Below are 22,903 nucleotides of genomic sequence, written 5' to 3' on the forward strand. Positions count from 1 at the left end.
GTCCCTGTCCGCCGGCCGCCGCACCCGTGACCTGACCGCGGCCGTGGGCGGCGACGTCGTCGACGTCCTCGTCGTCGGGCTCGGTGCCACCGGTGCCGGGGTCGCCCTGGACGCGGCGTCCCGCGGGCTGAGCGTGGTCGCCGTCGACGCCCACGACCTGGCCTTCGGCACCTCCCGTTTCAGCAGCAAGCTGGTCCACGGCGGGCTGCGCTACCTCGCCTCAGGCCAGCTCGACGTCGCCCACGAGAGCGCGGTCGAGCGCGGGGTGCTGATGGAGCGCACCGCCCCCCATCTGGTGCGCGCGCAGCCGTTCGTACTGCCCCTCACCCCCTTGGTCTCCCACGGCCGGTCCGCCCTGGCACGGGCCGGTTTCCGGGCCGGCGACGCCCTGCGGCTGGCGGCCCGCACCGCGCGTGCGACCCTGCCCGCGCCGCGCCGGCTCTCGGCGACGGAGACCCGCCATCTGGCCCCCGCCGTACGGGCCGACGGGCTGCGCGGCGGCCTGCTGTCCTGGGACGGCCGGCTCACCGACGACGCCCGGCTGGTGACCGCCCTCGCCCGCACCGCCGCCGCGCACGGGGCGCGGATCCTCACCCGGGTCCGGGCCCTGGACCTGACCGCCTCCGGCGCCCGGGTCCGCGACGAACTCACCGGCGAGGAGGGCGGGATACGCGCCCGCGCGGTGATCAACGCGTCCGGCGTCTGGGCGGGGGGCCTCGTCGACGGCATCCGGATCCGCCCCTCACGCGGAACCCATCTCGTGCTGCGCCCGGACAGCCTCGGCCCGCTTCCGGCCGGCCTGCACATCCCGATCCCCGGGGAGACCAACCGCTTCGTCCTCGTCCTGCCCCAGGACGACGGCCGGGTCTACGTCGGGCTCACCGACGAACCCGTGGACGGCCCCGTACCCGACGTCGCCGAGGCGCCGGAGACGGACATCGGCTTCCTCCTGGACGTCCTGTGCTCGGTCCTGGACGCCCCGCTGCGCCGCGCCGACGTCGTGGGGGCCTTCGCGGGCCTGCGCCCCCTGCTGGACACCTCGGCGGACGGGTCCGGTACGGCGCCGAGGACCGCCGACGTCTCGAGGCGGCACGCGGTGCTGACCTCGTCCGGGGGCGTCGTCACCGTCGTCGGCGGCAAGCTCACCACGTACCGGCGCATGGCCGAGGACGCCGTCGACATCGCCGTGCGCGTCCGCCGGCTGCCGGCCGACCCGTCGCGCACCGCGTCCCTGCCCCTCGTGGGCGCCGCGCCGCCGCACGTCCTCGCCGCCCTGCCCGCGCCCCGCCGCCTCGTGCGGCACTACGGGACGGAGGCGCCCGCCGTGCACGCCCTCGGCGTGCGCGACGCCCGGCTGGGCGATCCCGTCCTGCCCGGCCATCCGGTGACCGGGGCCGAACTGCTGTGGGCGGTGCGCCACGAGGGGGCACTCGACGAGAGCGACCTGCTCGACCGCCGCACCCGGATCGGCCTCGTTCCCGCGGACCGCGCCGCCGCCCTGGAAGCGGTCCGGGTCCTGTTGAACGAGGCCTTGCCCCAGTGCAGTTGACACCGCCCGGCCGAAACGGTCCGGTGCCGGCGAATCGGTCGGACCGGCGCGGTCGACCCGCGCCGGTCCGTCACCTGCCGTGCACGCCGACCTCGTACAGGGAGTAGCCCCACTCCGTCCCCCGGTCCAGGAACACGACGCGGACGTGGCGGGCCTGCTGCGGGGTGAAGCGGACCGTGTCGAGGCCGCCGTCGCCGGCCGTGACGGACCCGACGGCCCGCCAGTGGGTGCCGTCGACGGACAACTCGACGCGGTACGACGTCCCGTAGGCGCGCTCCCAGTCGAGGGTGACGCGCCCGACCTCGCGCACGGCGCCGAGGTCGATGCGCAGCCACTGGTCGTCGCTCCAGTCGCTGGCCCAGCGGGTGCCCCGGTCACCGTCCACCGCCCGGCCGGGCGCATAGCTCGTGAACGGGTTCCACTCGGCCGAACTCGCCGTCGCCGAAGCTCCCTTGGCGAGGTTGTCCGCAGGCCGGTGCCGCTCGGAGGTGCCCCAGGTGCCGAGGTAGGTCTCGGCGCCCCGGAAGAGGTCGTCCACCACGTCCTGGCCGCCGACGCGCCGGATGTCCTCGATCCAGTCGGGGACGAGTCCGTGGTGCGCGGCTCCGTCGGTGTTCAGGTCCCAGGTGCGCTCGCCGGTCGTCTGCCGGTCGATGAGGGACCCGCCGTCCGCGCTGCGGAAGGGATACGTGACGGGGTCGGGCGCGTCCGCGCCGCGCGGGGCGGGCCAGCCGCCGACGCCGTTCATGTCGGTGCCGTAGCCGTAGCCGGCGCCGTACTCGTCCCGCACCGCCTCGGTGCGCCTCGCCTCCTCGACGAAGTGTTCCGAGCCGTGCATGTACTGGGCGACGAAGCCGCCGAGACCGTAGACCCGCTCGGTCCAGTCGATGTCCATCCAGCTGTGCGAGGAGATGACGCCGGGGTAGGACTCGGCCTCGAAGATGTCGAGCGCCCTGCCCGTGGCCTTGACGCTCATGTGGTCGATCTCGAGCATCATGTTGCGCTTCATCATGCCGCGCACCGCGTACTCGCCGAGGCCGGTGAGCCCCCGCACATTGCACTGGGCGTCCTCGTCGTAGGCGGGGACGTCGACGCCCTCGGGCAGTTCCGCCTCGGCGCCGGGCGCGGCGGCGAGTCCGATGGGGTTGTCGTGCTGGGGGCCGGTGCACCGTTCCGTCCGCCAGAAGGTGCCGGTCGACAGGAACTGGCCGACGTTGATGGCGGTGCCGAGCGCTCCCTCGTCGAAGCGGACTCCGCACAGCGCGTTGTCGAACTTGTGGCACAGGAACATGCTGCGTACGCCGAGGTCGTACAGCTCGTCCAGCCCGGCGTCGATGTCGGCCCGGTCGCACTGGGCGATGTCCAGGACCTGCTTGCAGCCGAAGGGTTCGGAGGTCTCGACGCCCAGGACGACCGCGAGTTTGCCCTGTTCGACGACCCGCCGGGCCTGTGCGCTGTCGGTGACGACGCGGAACCAGCCCTTGCCCGTGCCGCCGTACATCCGGTCGATGTAGGCCTGCATGTCGTACGTCAGCTTCGCCTGCAGCCGGATCGACGTCATCTCGTCGCAGCCGCGGTCCTTGAAGAAGTACACGGAGCAGATCACGCCGTTGGTCACGAGGTCGTTCACCAGGACCCGCTGCCCGCCGCGCCAGGCCCGTTCGACCCAGGCGTAGTAGTTCTGCTGGTGGGTCAGGGAGTCGTGGGCGGGCCAGTCCACGAAGGTGGGCCAGCCGTCCGGATCGTGCCTGCCGTCACCGCCGTTGGTGATGAAGTCGAAGATCGCGAGTGAGCCGTCGGGGTAGTGCTCGGGGCAGTCCTTGAGCGCGTCGGCGATCCCCTTCTCGGAGAAGGGCCTGCCGCAGATGAGCCGGCCGCCGAAGGCCTCGTTGGACATGAGGTGGTTGTGCGCGTCGACGAAGCCGCGGACCTCGCCGCGCGCGTCGGTGCCCGTGAAGGGTTCGCCGGTGACGCCGATGCCGGAGTCCGGAGCCGGCCGCGCGGTCGGCTCCCACCAGTCGCCGTCGGCCGCCGAACTCGGCGTCGGGCCGAGGGACATGGCGAGCAGGAGCAGGAGCAGGGAGACGAGGGCGACATGACGGCGTCCGCCGTACCTGCGTCGAGCGATGGTCACGGCCCACGTCCCTCCGTCGGCAAAACAGCACGGTCGGCCCTTGGCGCGGTCCGGGCCGGTGCCCCGGACCCGCTCGACGGGTTGTCATGACCGGAGCAAGCTATGGGCCGAGGATGACTACTGACACGTAAGGAGTCAAGGGTCCGGAACGACCTGCGGCGCGGCCCCTGGAGGGACCCGAGCCTGTCACGGAGGACCCTGGCAGGAACGGGCTTGCCGGGGGCCCTCCGGCCGCGAGGCGGTGCACCGCGGTCCCGGCGGGAACGGGATCGGCTTCGGCGGCCTCCCGGTCCGAGCGCGCCGTGCCCGTCACCGAGGGGACGGGCACGGCGCGTACCGTCGGTCGCCGATGCGCGGCGAACGCCTACGTCAGCAGCCGGGCGCCGGCCCAGTCGGCATGGTCGGAGTCGACGCCGTCACCTCCGTCGGTGACACGCAGGGTCAGCCGCTCCGCTCCGGTGACGTCGACGTCGATCCGCCGGGCCGGGTCGGCGCCGGTGAGCACCCCGGTGGTGGCCAGGACCCGGCCGTCCGCGAGCACCTCGAAGGCGACGCCGCCCCTGCCGCCGACCTCGTCGTCGACCCCCACCTCTGCGATGAACCGCCGGTAGGCACCGTCGAGTTCGACGACGACCTCACTCGCGGCATGGACGCCGAGCCCTTTGTCGTACCCGGTGCCCCGGATACTCAGGGTGCCGCCGTCGGCCGCGTCGCGCTCGCCGTTGGACCGGTCCCGCTCCACCGGCCCCCAGCCGTTGCTCTCGGCGGCGAACGGCAGGTCGCTCACATGGTCGACACCGGGCGGCGAGACGAACACCCGGACGGTGCGCTCGACTTGGAGTTCACGGGCGCTCTTCCCGTCCGGGGAGCGGTACTTCGCGGTCACCACCAGGTCCCGGCCGCCGTACTCCGCGTCCCGCGGCACGCTCACGGTCCAGTCGCCCTTCAGGTCGCGCCCCGCGGGCAGCCGCCCGGCGTGCGGATCGTCGCCCGTCACCGCCCAGCCCTCGGGGGCCCGCACGGTCAGCGAGACGTCCTCGGCCGGGCCGAACTCCTCCACCGCGAACCGGCCGACGACGTCGACCGACGTGCCCGCGTCCACGTCGGTCCTGGCCGGCTCCACGGTCAGCGAGGTCAGCGGCAGCCGCGACACCGGCCGGTCGCAGCTGTCCCGGCCGGGCGTCGCACGGCAGACGACCCCGGCGAAGCCGCCGTGCTCGGCCGTCGGCACGCTCAGGGTGTCGCGGGCGGTGACGGTCCGCCGTTCCCGGACCAGGCCGTCGTCACCGTCCCGGACGACCTCCACCAGCCAGCGCCCGCCGCCGAGGAAGTCCAGCGGAACGCCCTGGGTGCCGGCCGCGCCGGAACTCACACTGCCGAGGAACCATCGGTCCCCCTGCCGCCGGGCGAACGCCGCCCCCTGGCCCGGTTGCCCGGACAGCAGCCGGGTCTCGTCCCACACGGTGGGCACCTGCTCCAGGAACCGCTCGAGTTCGGGGCGGGCCCGGTAGGCCCGGACCGATCCGGCGTAGTTCTGGAAGCCGGACTCGTAGACCACGGACAGGGCGAGTTCGGCGGCGTCGGAGACGGTACGGGTACCGAACTGGAAGGCCATCGGGGTGTAGTCCATGGACCCGACGACATTGCGGGTGAACGGCAGGGTGGTGATTCCGGCGGCGGGGACGTCGCCCTGTTCCGCGCCGTAGACCGCCTCCAGCGTCATCACATGGGGCCAGGTCCGCTGGATCCCCTTGGGCAGGGTCGCGCCGTGGAAGTTGACGAGCAGTTCGTGCCGGGCGGTGTCCCGCAGGACGTCGTCGTACCAGCGGAAGCGCTCCTGGGAGTCGGAGTCCATGAAGTCGATCTTCAGTCCGGCCGCGCCCCATTTCTTCACCCGGGGCAGGAACTCGGCGCGTTCCGCGGCCGTGTCCAGGTCGGTGTAGTGCGCCCACAGCAGGACCCGTACGCCCCGCTTCCGGGCGTAGTCGATCAGCTCGGGCATCCAGTCGGTGGTCTTCCAGCCGTCGTCGACCAGGGTGTACGGCCAGCCGTGCGCGGCGCTGTAGTCGACGTAGCGCTGCTGGGCGGCGAGGCTGCGCTGGGCCGCGGCGAATCCGTCCAGCCACGACCACGCGACCGGGCCGGGCCTGATCCACGAGGTGTCGGCGATGCGGGAGGCCGGTGCGAGGTCGTCGACCAGGGTGGATTCGGTGACCCCGGCCAGGCTGCCGATGACGGCCGTGCGCCAGGGCGTGGCGAGCGGGCCGGCGGAGGTGACGGTGTCGTCGGCCAGTTCCACCGCGTAGCGTCCGCCGCCCTGTTCGTGGACCAGGCGGCCGGCCGCGTAGCGTCCGTCGACGTCGGCCTCGGTGAGCAGGGCGTAGGTGTCGCCCACGCGGAAGAGGGACGGGTAGCCGTACGTGCCGTCGGCGGCGCCCGCCGCGGTGGCCGGGGCGTACACACGCTCGTAGTTGGGGGTGTAGGGAGCGAGCCAGGCACGCGCGGAGGCGGGGAGCTGGAAGGCCGATGCCTCGCGCTCCACGGTGACGTCACCGCTCTTGTCGCTGCCGCCGCCCGGCAGGACGTAGCGGTAGGCGATGCCGTCGTCCGCGACCCGGACCAGCAGGTCGAGTCGGGCGCCGTCGGTGCCGCTGAAGGAGAACCGGGTCTCGGTCATCCGGACGGTGCGGCGCAACTGCTTGCCGGTGGTCATCGTGTACCGCTCGCTCACCTGGCGTGAAGCACGGGATTCCAGCCGCAGGTTCGAGGTGAGGTCGGCGGTGTCGGTGACGATGCCGACGGGTGCGGGCTCGAGCACGGTGACGCCACCCCTGCGGGCGGCCAGGGTCACCGTGCCGTCCACGGCGTCGACGCGCACCTCGGCGCTCACGCCGTCGCGCGCCGCGCCGGGCTGCCGCACGGTCCAGCTCCCCCCGCCCGGTTCCGCGGCGTGGGCGGGCGCGGCGAGGGTGCCGAGGGCCAGCAGGGCGGCGAGCAGGAGGGTGAAGAGGGTGCGGGGGACGCGAGGGACGGACTGACGCGGTCTGAGCGGGGATCCGAACACCAAAACCTCCGAGAGGTCTGACATCGTTGTCAACCGTGGCTCCGTGGGATCCCTTCCCCTCCGGGGGTCGTTCAACCGTCCGGCGGGCGCCGTCTACCGCTCCGGCCGGGGCTCGTAACGCAGCGAGATGGAGCGCAGGACGTCGGCGGAGGACACGTCGGTGCGGCCGGCGTCGTGCACTTCGGCGAGCTGCACGAAGGCGAAGGTGAGGGCGGAGGTGATGTGCACGATGGCGGGCCCCAGCTTCTCGGTGACGATCTCCGCCACCTCGCGGGGGCTGGCGTCGGCCGGCAACTGGATGTGCGGCAGCATCTCTTCGAGGAGCGCGGAGACCGCTCCGCTTCTGGTCACCTCGGCGTCCGGGTTCTCCCGGAGTTGCCGCCGCATCTCGAGGGCCTCGGTGAGGATGCCGACGCCCCGTTGCATGATCTCGCGCTGCTCCATGGGCACAGCCTAGACGGGTTCGGCGGTGGCCGAGAGCGCCCGCGGGCATGCCACGACTTGGCCGGAAAACGGCGGCAGAACCTGTTTCCTCCACTCCGTGCCGAGGACCGTCACGGGAGCGCCAACGTACGGAACAGGAAGCGTTCCAACGGTACTTCGCACCACCGCCTCATTGCTGGAACGGGTCCCCTTGCGGGTGCTGCCGTGCCGCCGTCGCCCAGCACCTCCGTGCAGGCCGCACCTCCGTGCAGGCCGCACCGCCGCCGCAGTCACCGTCCGACGGCGCGGGGCCCGCCGCGGATCGGGCCCTGCGCCTCGGAGCGGACGGAGCTCCAACTCCTCCCGGGGGCCGTCGGATCCGGCGGCCGGAAGTCCATCGACCGCCCACCGGCGTGGCCGTCGCCGCTCTGCTGGTCTTCGGGCTGCGCTACTGGCCGGGAATCGCCCTCGGCACCCTGGGCGTCGTCCTGTAGCTCACCTCGCCGCGGTCGGGGCGATCACCAGGTAGTGCCGGGGCGCCGGTTCCCGACCGGTTCCGGTGTCCAGGCCGATGGCGGTCAGCGCCGCGTCGACCAGGAGGGCCCCTGCGCAGGGGCCGAGGGCGCGGCCGCTCGCCGCGTCCTGCGCCTCCTTCGACCTCGCGTACGACACCGGGAGCCGGGCGTACGGGTCCGGGATCGCGCCCTGACCGTCGGTCCGAGCACCCGCCCGCCCCGCTGCGAAGCCCCGGATCGGACACGGAGGTCCCGTTCACCTGCTCAGTGACCCGGCGTCCCCCATGACGATCACCGGGTGCTGCTCGGGATCGAGGGCCAGCAGGAGTTGCCTCATGTGCTGTTCCTCAAGGCTCACGCAGCCCTGGGTGGGCCCGTCGTGGTCCACGTGCAGCCAGATGCCGCCGCCCCGGTCGGCGCCGAACGGGCGGGTCCGGTCGAGCGGGGAGGTACCCGGGGTGCGGTTGTAGTCGATCGCCACGACGTAGTCGAAGGACCCGGCGAGCGGCTCCCCCCTGAAGCCCGTCCCGTCGATGGAGAACTCGGGCGACTCGTCGTACGGCAGCAGGGTTCCCGGGTTTGGCAGCAGCCCCCCCGCGTCGCTGAGGGTGAACACACCGATGGGCGAGCGGAGATCGCCCGCCAGGTGGTCGTCGGTCCAGCCGTTGAGGGCGTTGTGGGCGGGCCAGGACGTGCCCGCCTTCCAGTCCGATGCGGTACGCCGGTACAGCACGGCCTCGGAGCGGTTCGCGTCCCGGTCCCTGCCGGTGACGACAACGACCTGGCGGGCGTTCCCGGGGATCAGGGCCAGCGTGCGGGGACCGAGGTTGCCGAGCGGGGCGGGGGTGTCGGGGTACGCTCCGGCGTCGGTCCGGCCCTGGGCGGTGCTCTCCGTGCCGGGCGCTCCGGTACCAGGCGCCGCGTTTCCCGCTGCTGTCTTCCCCGATGCCGTGTTGTCCGGTGCTCCGGCTGCCGGTGGGGCGGCGGACATGGGGATGATCGTTTCGGGCACGGCAGCCGTGGGGGACGACTCCCCCGCCGTGCTGCCGGTGGTCGCAGCACAGCCGGTGAGGAGCACCGCCATCAGGAGGGCGAGGACCGGCATCGGCAGCCGGCCGCGGCACCGGGCGGGGACGGCGGACCGCCGGTCGCCCGGGGACGGAGCTCGTGGGCGCCCGCGGTGCGGGCCTTCGATCGATGAAGCCATGGGGTCAGCCTGACTTCGGCGCAACCAAATCGCCGCGCTCCCCGCGCGAGTCCGGGCAACGTCCCCCATCTGCCCGCAGGGGGACCGGCCTCCGGTGGCCCCGGCGGGGCGGTGGGCGGTCATTCCCCGACGAGGAAAGCGAGGACGACGGCACCCGCACCACTCGCCATGCCCACGACCGCGGCGGCCACGCACCGCACCCGGAGTTGGTGATAGCGCTGGGCGTACATGTCGCGGAGCTCGGTCGCCCGGTCGCAGATCCGGACCAGTGTCCTGCGGGAGGCCTCGATGCGGTCGGCGGTGTAGACGCGTTCCACGTCCTCGCGCTGCGCGGTCGTCAGCCACGGCAGCTGCTCGGTGAACCGCTCGGCCTGGCGCCGGGCGTCCTCGACTTCGGCCGCCCACAGCAGATATCCCTCGAACTGGTCGAGGCCGCGGGCGCTGTCCTGGCTCGGATTCACATGCTCCTCCACACTGGGCTGCGGAATCACTCCGGTCAGGCCTGGTCCCCGGGGGCCTGGACCACGGAGCGCTCGGGGCGGTTCTCCTCCCGGTCGTACGCCGCGACCGCCGGGTGGTGGAGGTCGAAGGCCGGGGATTCGCTGCGGATCCGCGGCAGGGTGAGGAAGTTGTGCCGCGGCGGCGGGCAGGAGGTGGCCCACTCCAGCGAACGGCTGTAGCCCCACGGGTCGTCGACCTCGATCTTCTTGCCGTACTTGGCCGTCTTCCAGACGTTGTAGAGGAACGGCAGCATCGACATGCCGAGCAGGAACGAGGCGATGGTCGAGACGGTGTTCAGCCCGGTGAAGCCGTCGGCCGCCAGGTAGTCCACATACCGGCGCGGCATGCCCTCGGCGCCCAGCCAGTGCTGGACCAGGAAGGTGCCGTGGAAGCCGACGAACAGCGTCCAGAAGGTGATCTTCCCGAGCCGCTCGTCGAGCATCTTGCCGGTGAACTTCGGCCACCAGAAGTGGAAGCCGGCGAACATCGCGAAGACGACCGTGCCGAACACCACGTAGTGGAAGTGCGCCACCACGAAGTAGGAGTCGGTGACGTGGAAGTCCAGCGGCGGCGAGGCCAGGATGACGCCGGTCAGACCGCCGAAGAGGAAGGTCACCAGGAAGCCCGCCGACCAGAGCATCGGGGTCTCGAAGGACAGCGCCCCCTTCCACATGGTGCCGATCCAGTTGAAGAACTTCACCCCGGTGGGGATCGCGATCAGGAAGGTCATGAAGGAGAAGAACGGCAGCAGCACCGCCCCGGTGGCGAACATGTGGTGCGCCCACACCGTCACCGACAGACCCGCGATCGCGATGGTCGCGCCGATCAGGCCCAGATAGCCGAAGATCGGCTTGCGGGAGAAGACCGGGATGATCTCGGAGACGATGCCGAAGAACGGCAGCGCGATGATGTACACCTCGGGGTGGCCGAAGAACCAGAACAGGTGCTGCCACAGCAGCGCCCCGCCGTTGGCGGCCTCGAAGATGAGGCCCCCGAACTTCCGGTCGTACTCGAGGGCCAGCAGTGCCGCCGCGAGCACCGGGAAGGCGAGCAGGACCAGCACACCGGTCAGCAGCACGTTCCAGGTGAAGATCGGCATGCGGAACATCGTCATGCCGGGAGCACGCATGCAGATGATCGTGGTGATGAAGTTGACCGCGCCGAGAATGGTGCCGAACCCCTGGAAGGCCAGGCCCATGATCCACAGATCACCGCCGAGCCCGGGCGAGCGGACCGAGTCCGTCAGCGGGGAGTAGGCGGTCCAGCCGAAGCTGGCCGCGCCGTCCGGGGTGAGGAAACCACTGAGCGCGATCAGCGAGCCGAACAGGAACAGCCAGTAGGAGAACAAGTTCAGCCGGGGGAAGGCGACGTCGGGCGCGCCGATCTGCAGCGGCATGATCCAGTTCGCGAAACCGACGAACAACGGGGTCGCGAACATCAGCAGCATGACCGTGCCGTGCATGGTGAACGCCTGGTTGTACTGCTCGTTCGACACGATCTGCAGGCCCGGCCGGGCCAGCTCGGCGCGGATGACCAGTGCGAGGATGCCGCCGAAGATGAAGAACGCGAACGACGTCGTGAGATACAGCGTGCCGATGGTCTTGTGGTCGGTGGTGGTGAGCCACTTGACGACCACGTTGCCGGGCTGCTTGCGCCGGACCGGCAGCTCGTCCTCGTAGGAGTCCGACTCGACCGAGTCCGGCGCACTGTGAACCGCCACTGTTCCGCTCTCTTTCTATGGGGCCGGTATCTCTACCCTCGGGAAGGATGTCGCACATGCGCCCGCTCGTGTGAGACCCGGGCCCCGCCCGGCGTGTCACGACACGTATCCGCTCGCTTGCACATTGTGACGTATGTGGTGGGGATGTCGCGCCCGGCGGGGAGGCCGTCCGGACGCACCGGGGCCCGTACCCGGGTGGGGTACGGGCCTGTCGCCCGGCGCGGGGCGGTGCGGTGGGGCGGTGCGGTGGGGCTACCGGTTGATCACGAACTGCGAGCCGGGTTCGATCAGCACGTCGCCCTCGGCCGAACCGGTGATGGTGACGTCCGTCAGAGTGGCGCTGCCCCGGGCGCCGCCCATGGCGAGGATGCCGGACCCGTTGTTGGACCTGTCGATCGTGACGTTGTCGATCCGGACGTCCGGCATGGCGCCGCCGCCCGTCTTGAACTGGATGCCGTCGTACGTCGAGTCGTGGATGTCGGTGTCGCGGATCACCACTCCCGGGATGTCCGGCCCCTGCGCGAACAGGGTGATGGCACCGAACTCCTGGTCCTCGTTCCAGAAGGCTCCGCCGGTGCGGTGCAGCGCGTTGTTGGCGATGAGGGTCCGTCCGGAGAAGGGCAGCGGGTCGTGGTCGGTCGCCAGCATGATGCCCGGGTAGTTCATCGTGTCGTGGATCAGGTTGTTCTCGATGGTGTTGCCGTAACCGCCGTAGACCGCGATGCCGTTGGCGCGCCAGGGCAGTTGGACGGTGTTGTTGCGGAAGTGGTTGTCGTGGCCGATGTCGGCGGACGGGTCCTTGACGTATTTGCTCGCCCAGACGGCCAGGGCGTCGTCGCCGGTGTTGCGCAGCGACGAGTTCTCCACGAGTGAGTTGCGGGTTCCGTTGGCGAAGTTGACGCCGTCCGCGTAGGTGTTGCGGATTCTCATCCCGGTGAACTCCAGTCCGTCGGCGGGGCCCCACAGCTCGGGGATGTTGCTGTAGTCGCGGCCCACCCAGGCGCCCACGTTGGCGTGCTCGATCCACACGTTGCTGATTTTCGTGTTCTTGCCGAACCGGCCGTTCAGGCCGACGCCGCCCTCGGCTCCGCCGTCGCCGCCGCGGATGGTTCCCGAGCCGAAGATGGCGATGTCCGAGATCCGGGTGTTGTCGTCGATGTCGAAGCCGAAGTTTCCCTCGTGCGGGTGGTTGATGCCGCCCGACTGGTGCGGCGGGGTGAGGGTGTGGAACTGGGAGTGCCACATGCCGGCGCCCCGGACGGTGACGTCGCGGATGCCGACCTGGTTGTGCTGACCGCGGTCGAGCGGGTCGTCGGTGAGGATCTTCTGCTCCTGCCGCCACTGGCCCGGCGGGATCCACACACAGTCGATCTGCCCGTTCTGGTCGGCGGTCACGGCCCGCTGAAGGGCGTCCGTGTCGTCGATCCCGTCGCCCGGGATCGCGCCGTACTCGGTGATGGAGACGCAGCCCGCGGGCCGGTCGGTGGGCGGTGCGACCTGCTCCAGGTCGATCAGGTCGACGATGTGGAACGCGGCGGTGTCGTCGTTGTCGCGCTGGAGCCGGAAGGTGGTGCCCTTCGGGAAGCTCCGGCCGAGCAGGGCGTGGGACTCGTCGAACAGCCTGCGGGCGTCGGCCTGCGGGGTGTTGGTGAGCCCTTCGGGCTGGTCGGTGTTGCCGTACAGCCAGCTGTGCTTGGAACTGAGGCGGATCTTCTGCACGAACTCGCCGTCCGCGTACAGGCTCAGGGTGGCCTCGGTGCCGCCGCCGCCCGGGGCGTCCGGGATCGAGTTACGCACGACGATCGAGTTGGTCGGGCCCCAGGAGGTGAACTGCACGTACTGGCCGGTGGAGTCGAGGCGGACGGACTTGCGGCCGGAGGACTCGGTGGCGAAGTTGGTGTGGCCGAACGTCCGCTTGGGGTCGGCTGTCAGAAGCGTTCCCCGGTAGGTGCCGTCCTCCGCCTCGTACTCGGTGTACGGCACGGCGGCGCCGCGGCCGACGACGAGGGAGCGGGTGAGGATGTTGTTGTTCTCGTTGGTCTCGGCGACCCGGCCGGTGGCGTCCGCGGTCGCGGTGAGGATGCTCGACCCGCTGGTGGCGGTCCAGGTGCCGTCGACGGTGACCGGGACGCTCGCGCCGGCGGCGACCGCCCCGGTCGTGCCGTCGAGGGTACGGTCGCCCACCTCCAGCCGGGTGACGGAGCCGGCGGGCACGGCCGAGGTGCCCCGGTTGTGCACGGTGACCGTGAAGGAGACGGCGGCGCCGACGGCGGGGCTCGCCGGGTCGGTCGCGATCGCGCGGACCTCCAGGTCGGGTCCGGGGCTCCGGGCCACGGTCAGCCTGTCCGTCGCGGTGCGGCTGTTGTTGGTGTCGTCCTGCTCGAAAACGGTGTTCGTGGGGTCGACCACGGCGGACACCGTGTAGGCGCCCCGGGCCCGCTTGCCCACGTCCACGGCGACGGTCACGGAGGCGCCGGCGGCGAGCGCGCCGACCGGGGCGCTGCCGGCGAGGGCGCCCTCGAGACTGACGTCCAGCGTGGAAGCGGGGGACGCGGCGGTGCCGGCGTTGCGCACGGTCGCACGGACGGTGACGGCGTCGGACTCGGTGGGGGACGCGGGCGTCCAGGTGAGGTCGGTGACGACGAGATCGGGGTGGGGGGCGGCGGTTCCCATGACCTCCAGTTCGGCGATCTGGGCGCCGTATCCGGCGGAGTTGTGGGTGAATCTCAGCTGCACGTCGGCATGGCGTCCGGTGACCGGGATGGTGACCGTGTTGCCGCCCGAGGCGGGGTTGAACGTGTAGTCGGCGCGGGCCTTGATCGAGGTGAAGCCGCTCGCCGCCTGCTCGCGTGCGAGGACTTCGATGCTCTGTGTCCGGGGCTCCCAGGCCGCGGCGGGATTGAGCTTCACGACGACGTCGGAGAGATCGGCGTTCGCACCCAACTGGACCGTGAGCGTGGCGGGATGGCCCGACGACTCCCAGTAGGTGTCCGTCCGCCCGTCGTTGGCGTTCCTCGCCACGAACTGGTGCACGGTGGAGGAGGCCTGGACGGGCTTGTTCAGCGCCAGGTTGGTCCCGTCCACCGGTGGCTGCCCGGGGTCGGTGCCGGCATCGCTGTCGTAGACCTCGATCTCGGACAACTGGGCGGCGTTCCAGCCGGTGTTGGCGGTCACCCGCACACGGATGTGGCGCAGGTCGCGGGAGGCGAAATCCACGGTGACCGTGTTGCCGTCGTCGGGGTCGAAGCCGCGGGCGGCGGAGGCGGACAAGGTGGTGAAGGAGGTGCCGTCGGTGCTGCCCTCGACGGTGAGGGTCTGGGTGCGGGCCTCCCAGCCGGTGGGCAGTTTCAACACCACCCGGTCGGCCTCGACGGTGCCGCCGAGGTCGACGCGTACCGGTTGCGGGAAGGACCCCGCGGGGCCCTCCCAGTAGGTCTGCTGGCTGCCGTCGGTCACGTTGGTGGCGGGATGGCCGGGGTGGGAGCCACCGGCTGTGACGCTTTTGCCGAGCGCCAGGTTGGGCCCGCGGACGGCCGGTTCCGCGGCGACGGCCGGTGCGGGGTGGAGACCGGCGGCGACCAGGCCGGCCAGGAGCAGGCCGGTGATCGTCCGGGGGCCGAATCGCTTCCGTCTCATGAAGTCCTCGTTCCACGGCGGGTGCTGGGGCGTGGTCGGGCGAGTGCGGGACGTACGGCGGAGCGGGGCGTGCGCAGGAGCGGGGCGGAGACGGCCGGGTGCGGACGGGAGGCGCGGGGCATCGGGCATCGGGCATCGGGCAGACAAGGGGCACCTGCCACGGAATGCCGACTGGTCGTACGTGTTTTGCGTCCGTCAGTTCATTTCTTGCGGCTCCTGGAGTGAGAGTTTCGGTCTCCTGCCTCACTTGTCAATGGCATGAACACAACGACCTTCGATGGGACGGGGTCTTGACACGGCAGGGGCGCCGCCCTCCCGGACGGCGCCCCTGCCCTGCACCGGTTCGACACGGACCCGGAGCCCGCCCGGAGTCACTGGTCCGTGTGGCTGACCTCCACCAGGTCGAACGCGATCCGGGTGCGGGCTCCGCCCCCGGCCCACACGACCTCGACCGCGCTCCCTCCGTCCACCCGGACCTCCCGGACCGCCTCCGCCAGGGGCCGCGGGTCGGGTTCGGCGGTCAGACTCGCCAGGCTGACGTGCACGGACGTACCGTGGCAGCGGCCGCTGAGCCGGGGTACCCGGGCCCAGCGGGTGAAGGCCGTGCCCTGGGGGGCGCGGATCGGGTCCGCGGCGGGGGCGTCCCAGCCGTGCAGGCCGTGCAGGGACGAGACCAGCGGTTCGTCGGGGCCGGTGGCCCAGCCGGTGTGCGTGACGAGGGAGTCCGCCGGTGCCCCCACCACCCGGTGCACCCGCAGTTCGTGACGGCCGTGGGCCACCGTGACGCTCTCCACCCGCAGGCCCGGCACCATCGGCGGGCCGTCGGCGAACACCGGCCGGTGCCAGGAGGCCGCCCAGCCCCATCCGTCGCCGTGTCCGGCACCCAGCGGATGGACGCGGCGGCGGACGCTGGGCCGGCCGCCGACCGCCACGGACAGGTGGTTGTCGGCGATGTTCCCGGTCGCGGTCGGACCGGTGCGGGTGGAATAGGCCTGACGCCCGTAGTGCGGGTCGTCCTCGGCGGCCGACTCCGCCTGGTGGGGGCTCACATGGTGGCTGCCGTGGTTGTGCAGACGGACGACTCCGTCGGCCCGGGTCGCCTGGAGGAGCAGTCCGGGCGCGGGCAGGGCGAGCACCCGGTCGGCCTCCTCCACCGGCGCGGGCTCCTCGCGGTCCGTCCAGAGGGCGTGACCGGCCGGGGCGAGCAGGGCGACGAAGGCCTTCGACGCCCAGTAGGGGGACGCGGGGCCCGAGTAGGTCTGCAGTACGGCGTCGTGCGGGCCGTGCCAGCCCAGGCTCAGCAGTCCGTCGTCGGTCAACGCGCCCTGGTCGAGGAAGTGTCGCAGGCTGCCGTCGGCGATGCGGCGCGAGGCCCCGGGGGTCAGCGGGCTGTGACCGGTCACCGCGCCCAGCGCGACGGCCGACGCGGCGGCGAAGCGGTAGGTGAGCGACCGCCCGTAGTGCATCGGCGCCCCGTCCGCGCCGAACATCAGGGCGAAGCCCTCCAGATGGGCGCGCAGCCGGGCGCCGTAGTGGGCCAGCGCGTCGGCGTCACCGGAGAGGTGGGCGTCGAGGACCGGGTAGAGGTGCAGGGCCCAGCCGTTGTAGTGGTCGAAGGCCGGCATCTCCCCGTCGGTGTACCAGCCGTCGCCCCGGTACCAGTTCTCGAGATGTTCCACCGCGCGCTGCCGGGCCGCGGCCGTCTCGCGGTCGCCCCGGCCGACGGACTCGAGGAACCCGGCGACGGTGTACGGGAAGAGGTACCAGTTGTTCGGCGCGGGGGTGTGACGCAGCGCGCCCCGCAGCCATTCCTCGGCGCGGTCCTGCACGCCCGGGTCGAGGTTCTTCCACAGCCAGGGGGCGGTCAGGCGCAGGCCGAGGGCGATCGACGCCGACTCGACCATGGGCTGGCCCTGCACCATGAAGTCGAGGATCAGCGGCCAGGACTCGGTGTCGTCGCGGCCCGGGGTGCGGGTGCCGGCGGCGAGTCCGCCCGCATAGCGCTCGAGCAGGTCGTGCGGGTCGTCCCCGTCCGCGCCGGCCACCCGGAAGGCGGCGGCGAGGAACGTCCTCGCGTACCCCTCGAGGCCGTCGGAGCGCACGCCCGAGCGGGAGGGGCGTCCCGGCAGGTCCAGCAGGGCGTGGCCGGGGGTGCTCCATCGCCAGGCCGCGGTGAGGAGCCCGTCCGCGGCGGCCTCCCAGTGGGCGCGGGTGTAGCCGGTGTGCGGGCTCAGGTCGCGGTTCTCCGGGGGCAGTTCGAAGGGGATGCTCATGCGAGGAAGGCCAGCCTTTCGCGTCGTACGGGGTGGAGGAAGCCGTCGCCGGCGGCCCAGCGCCGGATCTCGGCGAGCGCGAGATCGGCCAGGCGGCGCAGCTCGTTGCCCTGGGAACCGGCGAGGTGGGGGGTGAGCAGGACGTTCTCGCAACTCCACAACGGGTGGTCGGACGGCAGGACTTCGGGCTCGGTGACGTCGAGCACGGCACGGATGCGGCCGGCCAGCGCCGCGTCGGTGAGCGCGTCCTGGTCGACGACGGCGCCGCGGGCGGTGTTGACGAGTACGGCGTCGGGCCGCATGGAGTCGATCAGTTCGCGGCCGACCAGGCCACGGGTCTCGGGCAGCAGCGGGGTGTGCACGCTGACCGTGTCGGACTGCCGGAACAGCTCCGCCAGTTCCACCCGGCGCACACCGAGTCCGGCCGCTTCCTTGTCGTCGACGTACGGGTCGTGGAGCAGGATGTCGATGTCGTGCGGGCGCAGCAGGTCGATGACGCGACGGCCGATGAGGGAGGCGGACAGGATACCCACGGTGCGGCGGTGGTTGCCGGTGGAGCGGTCGGGGCGCAGCCGGTCGGGCCGGGCGCGGGCGCTGCGGTAGTCGCGCGCGCTCTCCAGGACCCGTTTTCCGGTGAGAAGGATCATGGCGAGGGTGTACTCGGCGACCGGCACGGCGTTGGCCGCGGCGGCGGAGGAGACCTCGATGCCGCGTTCCCAGCAGGCGTCGGTGACATGGCCGCGTACGCTGCCCGCGGCGTGCACGACGGCGCGCAGGCGGGGTGCGGCCCGCAGGACCTCGGCGTCCAGGGGCGGGCAGCCCCAGCCGGTGACCAGCAGGTCGACGTCGGCCAGCACGGCGCGCGCCCGGGGCGTGGTGAAGTCGTCCAGTAACGGGAGTGGTACCGGATCGCACAGCGCGGCGAGGGCCGCGTGCGCCTCGGCGTCGAGGACGGCCGGGGCGACGTCCGGGTGCATGGCCAGTGCGGCACGGGGTCGGAAGGCGGATCCGGGCGGGTGCTCGGTCATGGTGGGGTCGGAACTCCTTCTGTGAGCGGGTCACTTCACGGCGCCGGCGGTCGGACTGCTGCGCCGGAAGCTCTGGAGCAGGGCGAAGGCGAGAATGAGGGGCACGACCGTCAGGAGCAAGCCCATGGTGACCACGGGGTGGCACTCGGGCGCAACGGACGCCGGACCGTTCCTTGTGCGGAGGCCGGGACCGGCAGGGGCACGGGTCCTGGTCGGACAGCGTCACCATGGGCGGGAAGAAGAGGTGCCGGATCGCGGTGGGCCGGAAGAGGAACAGGGCGGCCGGGCGGGGGCCCGGTATCCGCAGCGCCCCGGAAGCAGGTGGTCGGGACGAGGGCGGGCGGGGCGGGACACGCGAGACCCGCCCCGGCCGTGTGCGGCTCGGCCACACGGCCGGGGCGGGCGGCGGACGGTTCAGTGCGCGGCGGTCACTTCGACGGCGAGGTCGTTGTCGACGGTGTAGTACGGGCGCACGGCGGCTTCGCCGACGGTGAGCGCCGGGTACACGCACACCGTCTTGCGGTCGGCCACGTCGTCGAGGAGCCGGCCGATCCGGACCGGCGGGACACCGGCGGCGGGCCGGAGGAAGGCGTCCCAGACCTGGTCGCCGGGCGCTTTGCCGGTCAGTTCCCCGAAGGGAGCGGTGAAGGAGAAGGCGCTGCCGTCGGTCCGCAGCGGGAAGGAGCGCGTGGTGCCCTTGTCGCTGCGCAGCCGGAGCAACGCGGTGGCGTCGTCGGACAGTTCGGCGCCGTGCAGGCGTGCGTGGACCGTCATCGCACCGTCCGCGAGGTCGAGGCGGCCGGCCTCGGCGTGGGCGGGGCGCAGCCAGGTCCGGACCGCCAGGAACCCGTCCTTCGTGGCGTAGGGGACCCGGACGGCCACCGGGGACGGCCACTCCCGCAGGTTTCCGTCGACGAGGGCGCGCAGGTCCCGCAGCCCCGGGCGCAGCCGTTCCCGTACGGCGTCCGGTTCCCTCATCAGGTACGCGTCCCAGCGGCCCTCGGCGAGGGCCGGCAGCGGTTCGAGCACCGCGCGGAGGTCGCCGTCGTCGCCGTGGGGTTCGAGGTCGAGGAGGCGCGTGGGCTGCTGCGGCACGTTCTTCTTCGGTCTCGGCACCAGGGCCAGCCGGGGGCGCCCGGCCGAGCGGAGGTCGACGCGGAAGAGGGTCCGGCCGTCGGTGTCGACCGTGCAGTGGGCGCGTGGTGCGCCCGTGTCCTGTGCGGCGGTGCTCATCGGCGTCCCTTCCGTAGGGTGCGCAGCGCCTCGGAGGCGGCGGCGAGGGCGAGGTCGGCGGCGGCGTGGCCCTGGCCGGACAGGTTCCGGTGGGCCCGGCCGCCGTCCGGCGCGGGGCGCCGGCCGGTGCTTCGGGCCGCCACGGCCTCCTCGGCGAGGCGTTCGGCCTGTGCCACGACGGGTCCGGGGGCGTACCGGCGGGCGTTGTCGAGGGCGGCCCTGCCCATGCGGCGGCGCCGTTCGTCGTCGCCGACGAGGTCCAGCAGTGCCTCGCCGAGGGCGTCGGCGTCATCGACGGGCACGAGCCGGCCGTCGACCCCGTCCTTGATGATCTCGCCGGGTCCGTAGGGGCAGTCGGTGCTCACGACGGGCAGTCCGCAGCGCATCGCCTCGACGATGGTCATGCCGAACGGCTCGAAGTTGGACGCGGCCACGCCGATGGAGCCCTTGACCCACTCGGCCTCCATGGGAGTCGCCGCGCCCATGAGGAAGGCGTTGTTCCACAGGCCGAGCGACTCGATCAGGCGGCGCAGCGCGGGCTGTTCCTCGCCTTTGCCGTAAATGCGCAGCTGCCAGTCCGGATGGGCCGCCGCGACCCGGGCGAACGCCTTGACGATCAGGTCGTAGCGCTTGACCGGGACCAGCCGGCCGGCCGCGACGATCACCTTGGCGGTGCCGTCCGCGGCGGGCAGCACGGGGTCGGGGACGCTGTTCGGGAGGGCCTCCACACGCACACCGGGCAGCCTCGTCTTGCGCCGGTAGGAGTCGGCGTCCGCCTCCGTGACGGTGGTGAGCACGTCGAGGCGGCGGTAGGCACGGCGCAGCGCGGTACGCAGCCGGGGCGGATGGTTGTCCAGGGTGAGGTGCTCCTGGCCGACGCGTGCGACGTGCTCAGGGGCCTGGAGCGCGAGGTGCACGTTGAGTCCCGGCCGGGTCCCGATGACCACGTCGGCGTCGATGGACTCCAGGCATTCGGCGATCCGCTGATCCGTCAACTCGCTGTACTGGTGGTAGCGGTACTCGGCCGCCGGGAACACCTTGGCCGGTCTTCGGTGCCGGGGGTCGTCCTTCTCCGTCCTGAGATCCACCAGGGGCCGCAGCCGCACGTCGGGGTGCGGGGTGAGGTTGGGGTGCTCCCGGTGCCGCAGCACGGAGACGATCTCCACGTCGTGCCGTTCGGCCAGCGCGGCGGCGAGGTTGAACGTGGTGGTGATCGTGCCTCCGATGCCATAGGCGTTGTGGATCAGGAAAGAGATCTTCATGGCGGACTAGACCGCCTAAAGCGTTCAGAAGTTGTCTGCTGTTATCACTTCGTTGGCTCGAGTTACGCCTTCTGGACGAAAGTTTCGCCTGGTCACCTCTACTGGGGCCGGTCGGCCGAAGGTGCCGTCACGTCCGGCGACTTGATCTGCATGCCGGGGCGGCGGCGGTGCACGGTCAGGTAGGTCAGTCCTTGCCCGCCGGCGGCGAGAGCGCGTGTGGAGCCGTGCGGAAGCCACATCAGGGCGCCCGCGCGCAGGGCCCGCGTTCCGTCGGGCGCGGTCAGCGAGCCCTCGCCGGCCAGGACGAGGAGCAGCACGTCGAGGTCGGGCTCGCGGTGGGTGTCGACCTGCCGGCCGGGCGGAATGCGTACGACGTTGGCGTCGAGTTGCCGGCCGGACTCCGCGAGCCGCCACAGGGCGCCGGCCGGCGCGTCCGCGAGCGCCGCCAGCGCGTCCGTGTCGCACAGCATCCGGGGCAGCGGGACGTCGCCCCCGCGCCCAATAGTGACGTCGCCGTCGTCTGCCGTCATCGGGTGTCACCGTCCTGTGCGTCCTGTGAGCGGGATCCCTCAAATAGGAATTTAGCATGCATATTTGAAGCCCGGTCGCCCGCTCCGGTGCGCCGCGGCGCACCCTGCTCCCGGACGGCGGGCAGTGCCGCGAGCCAGTCCGTGAGGATCGCGTTGGTCTCCTCGGGCCGTTCCTGCTGGACCCAGTGGCCGCAGCCGTCGAGGATGCGGGAGCCCCACAGCCCGGGAAGTGTGCCGGGGAAGGCCTTGATGGCGTCGCCCATCCAGGCCGTGGACGCGTCCAGGGCACCGCCGATGAACAGGGACGGCTGCGTGAGGGGCGCGCCGGTGTGGCCGGCGAGGTCCTCCCAGTCCCGGTCCATGGTCCGGTAGCGGGCCAGGGCTCCGCTCATGCCGGTGCGTTCGAACTCCGCGGCGTAGACGTCGAGGTCGGTCTCACCCAGCCAGGCGGGCCGCCGGCCGGTGGGGAACCGGTCGCGCAGGGTACCGCCCGGACTCACGAAGTACGGTCCCGGGGCGTCCGGAGCGGGCATGGTGTCGGCGGACAGCGCCGCGTAGAAGCCGGCCAGCCAGCCGCGTACGTCCGGTTCGATCTCGGCCTCGGCCCGGCCGGGCTGCTGGAAGTAGGAGACGTAGAACTCCTCGTCGCCGCCCATCGAGGCGAAGACGGTGCTCGGTTTCGGGCCGCCGGGTGGGGCGTAGGGCACGCCGAGCATGCCCACCGCGCGGAAGACGTCCGGCCTGAGCAGGGCGCAGTGGGCGGCGATCGTCGATCCCCAGTCGTGCCCGACGATCACGGCGGACCGCTCCCCCAGGGCGTGCACGACCGCGACGTTGTCCGCCACCAGTTCCGTCATGCGGTAGGCGTCCGTGGCGGTGGGCCGGGAGGAACGGCCGTAGCCGCGGACGTCGACGGCCACCGCGCGGTACCCGGCCGCCGCCAGGGCGGGCAGTTGGTGGCGCCAGGAGTACCAGAACTCGGGAAACCCGTGCACGAGCAGGACCAGCGGGCCGGTGCCCTGCTCCACCAGATGGATGCGGCCCGCGGGCGAGGGGACCAGCCGGTGGGTGGCGTCGTGCTGGGGCTGCTGCGGTGGCATACGTGCTCCGTGACTCGTGATCCGTCCCGCACCGGGACCGTGCTCCGAGCATGGAGGCAGGGGCGGGTGGGGGTGGAGCCTTGTTGCCGCTTCGGCAAATCGGCGCTTCGGCCGGATCACTTCCGCGGAGCGCCTCCGTCCTCGGCGGGCAGGCCGGGCGGGCGGAGCCGCGGGGCGTCCGAGTGCTGCGGGCCCTCCGGGGCGTCCGGAGCCGGTGGCTCGCCGCCTGCCTCGTTGAACGCGGTGAGTGCTTCGACGAGCGCCACCCGTTCCCCTGGAGTGAGCCGTTCGACGATGGCGGCGATCTCGGCGCGACGCCGCGCGGTGACGTCCTCGACGGTCCGCCGGCCCTCGTCGGTCAGCCGCAGCAGTGTCTCGCGGCGGTTGGCCCGATTGGTGTGCCGTACGACGAGTCCGGCCGCGATCAGCCGGTCCACCATGCGCATCGCGGTGGACGGGGCGACGTGGAGCAGTCCGGCGAGGGCGACCAGCTTGGTGTCACCGCGGGTGGACAGGACCGTCAGCATGCGGAACTGCGGCAGGGTCACCCGGTCCCCGACCGCGCCCAGGGACCGCGCGGAGACCGCCACGAGCAACCGTGAGGCGGTCAGGACCGCACGGGTGACGGCGTCGACGTCGTCACCCGTCCCGGCGGGAATCTCACGCTCCGGCATGGATCCTTTGTACCTCGTCATCGTCATCGCCCGGCCCGTGCGGCGGAGCCACGG

At 72.2% G+C, this 22,903-nt stretch carries 16 protein-coding genes; 1 reads left to right on the forward strand and 15 read right to left on the reverse strand.

Going from position 1 to position 22,903, the window contains the following annotated elements; genetic code table 11:
• Positions 1-1,549 (forward strand): glycerol-3-phosphate dehydrogenase/oxidase (locus AOK11_RS06890; RefSeq protein ID WP_055592750.1); only part of this gene is annotated, 1,549 nt, incomplete at its 5' end.
• 70 nt (positions 1,550-1,619) lie between these two features.
• Here AOK11_RS06890 and AOK11_RS06895 read toward each other — a convergent pair.
• From AOK11_RS06895 to AOK11_RS06960, 15 genes are all read right to left on the reverse strand, one after another.
• Positions 1,620-3,608 carry a discoidin domain-containing protein gene (locus AOK11_RS06895; protein ID WP_055592766.1) on the reverse strand — a complete coding sequence of 663 codons (1,989 nt, stop codon included), beginning with the start codon at positions 3,606-3,608 and terminating at the stop codon, positions 1,620-1,622.
• Between the two features lie 439 nt (positions 3,609-4,047).
• Positions 4,048-6,771: an NPCBM/NEW2 domain-containing protein gene (locus tag AOK11_RS06900; RefSeq protein WP_079034677.1), complete on the reverse strand. Its 2,724-nt coding sequence runs from the start codon at positions 6,769-6,771 to the stop codon at positions 4,048-4,050.
• A gap of 69 nt (positions 6,772-6,840) precedes the next feature.
• Complete coding sequence (locus AOK11_RS06905) at positions 6,841-7,191, reverse strand: hypothetical protein (RefSeq protein WP_055592751.1); 351 nt, start codon at positions 7,189-7,191, stop codon at positions 6,841-6,843.
• A gap of 474 nt (positions 7,192-7,665) precedes the next feature.
• Complete coding sequence (locus AOK11_RS42710) at positions 7,666-7,842, reverse strand: hypothetical protein (protein ID WP_157869294.1); 177 nt, start codon at positions 7,840-7,842, stop codon at positions 7,666-7,668.
• Positions 7,843-7,941: 99 nt separating this feature from the next.
• A complete protein-coding gene (locus AOK11_RS06910; RefSeq protein WP_055592752.1) occupies positions 7,942-8,892 on the reverse strand; it encodes a hypothetical protein in 951 nt (316 codons plus the stop codon).
• 119 nt (positions 8,893-9,011) lie between these two features.
• The gene (locus tag AOK11_RS06915; protein WP_055592768.1) at positions 9,012-9,353 is read right to left on the reverse strand and encodes a hypothetical protein; all 342 of its coding nucleotides are present in this window, start codon (positions 9,351-9,353) and stop codon (positions 9,012-9,014) included.
• Between the two features lie 35 nt (positions 9,354-9,388).
• Positions 9,389-11,113, reverse strand: coding sequence for an aa3-type cytochrome oxidase subunit I (gene ctaD, locus AOK11_RS06920; protein ID WP_055592753.1), 1,725 nt, complete (start codon positions 11,111-11,113; stop codon positions 9,389-9,391).
• Positions 11,114-11,365: 252 nt separating this feature from the next.
• Positions 11,366-14,749 carry a CARDB domain-containing protein gene (locus tag AOK11_RS06925; protein WP_055592754.1) on the reverse strand — a complete coding sequence of 1,128 codons (3,384 nt, stop codon included), beginning with the start codon at positions 14,747-14,749 and terminating at the stop codon, positions 11,366-11,368.
• Positions 14,750-15,120: 371 nt separating this feature from the next.
• Positions 15,121-17,022, reverse strand: a complete 1,902-nt coding sequence (locus AOK11_RS06930) for a DUF2264 domain-containing protein (RefSeq protein ID WP_055592755.1) — start codon at positions 17,020-17,022, stop codon at positions 15,121-15,123.
• A complete protein-coding gene (locus AOK11_RS06935; RefSeq protein WP_055592756.1) occupies positions 17,019-18,050 on the reverse strand; it encodes a hydroxyacid dehydrogenase in 1,032 nt (343 codons plus the stop codon). Before AOK11_RS06935 ends, AOK11_RS06930 begins: the two co-directional genes overlap by 4 nt.
• A gap of 414 nt (positions 18,051-18,464) precedes the next feature.
• The gene (locus AOK11_RS06940; RefSeq protein ID WP_055592757.1) at positions 18,465-19,283 is read right to left on the reverse strand and encodes a hypothetical protein; all 819 of its coding nucleotides are present in this window, start codon (positions 19,281-19,283) and stop codon (positions 18,465-18,467) included.
• The gene (locus AOK11_RS06945; RefSeq protein WP_055592758.1) at positions 19,280-20,545 is read right to left on the reverse strand and encodes a glycosyltransferase family 4 protein; all 1,266 of its coding nucleotides are present in this window, start codon (positions 20,543-20,545) and stop codon (positions 19,280-19,282) included. The genes AOK11_RS06940 and AOK11_RS06945 overlap by 4 nt, the downstream gene beginning before the upstream one ends.
• 98 nt (positions 20,546-20,643) lie before the next feature.
• Positions 20,644-21,075, reverse strand: coding sequence for a hypothetical protein (locus AOK11_RS06950; protein WP_055592759.1), 432 nt, complete (start codon positions 21,073-21,075; stop codon positions 20,644-20,646).
• Positions 21,072-22,175, reverse strand: coding sequence for an alpha/beta fold hydrolase (locus AOK11_RS06955; RefSeq protein WP_079034679.1), 1,104 nt, complete (start codon positions 22,173-22,175; stop codon positions 21,072-21,074). The genes AOK11_RS06950 and AOK11_RS06955 overlap by 4 nt, the downstream gene beginning before the upstream one ends.
• A gap of 116 nt (positions 22,176-22,291) precedes the next feature.
• Positions 22,292-22,849 carry a MarR family winged helix-turn-helix transcriptional regulator gene (locus AOK11_RS06960; RefSeq protein ID WP_079034680.1) on the reverse strand — a complete coding sequence of 186 codons (558 nt, stop codon included), beginning with the start codon at positions 22,847-22,849 and terminating at the stop codon, positions 22,292-22,294.
• Between the last annotated feature and the right edge of the window lie 54 nt (positions 22,850-22,903).

It is taken from the genome of Streptomyces hirsutus (assembly GCF_001418415.1).
Lineage (GTDB): Bacteria > Actinomycetota > Actinomycetes > Streptomycetales > Streptomycetaceae > Streptomyces > Streptomyces hirsutus.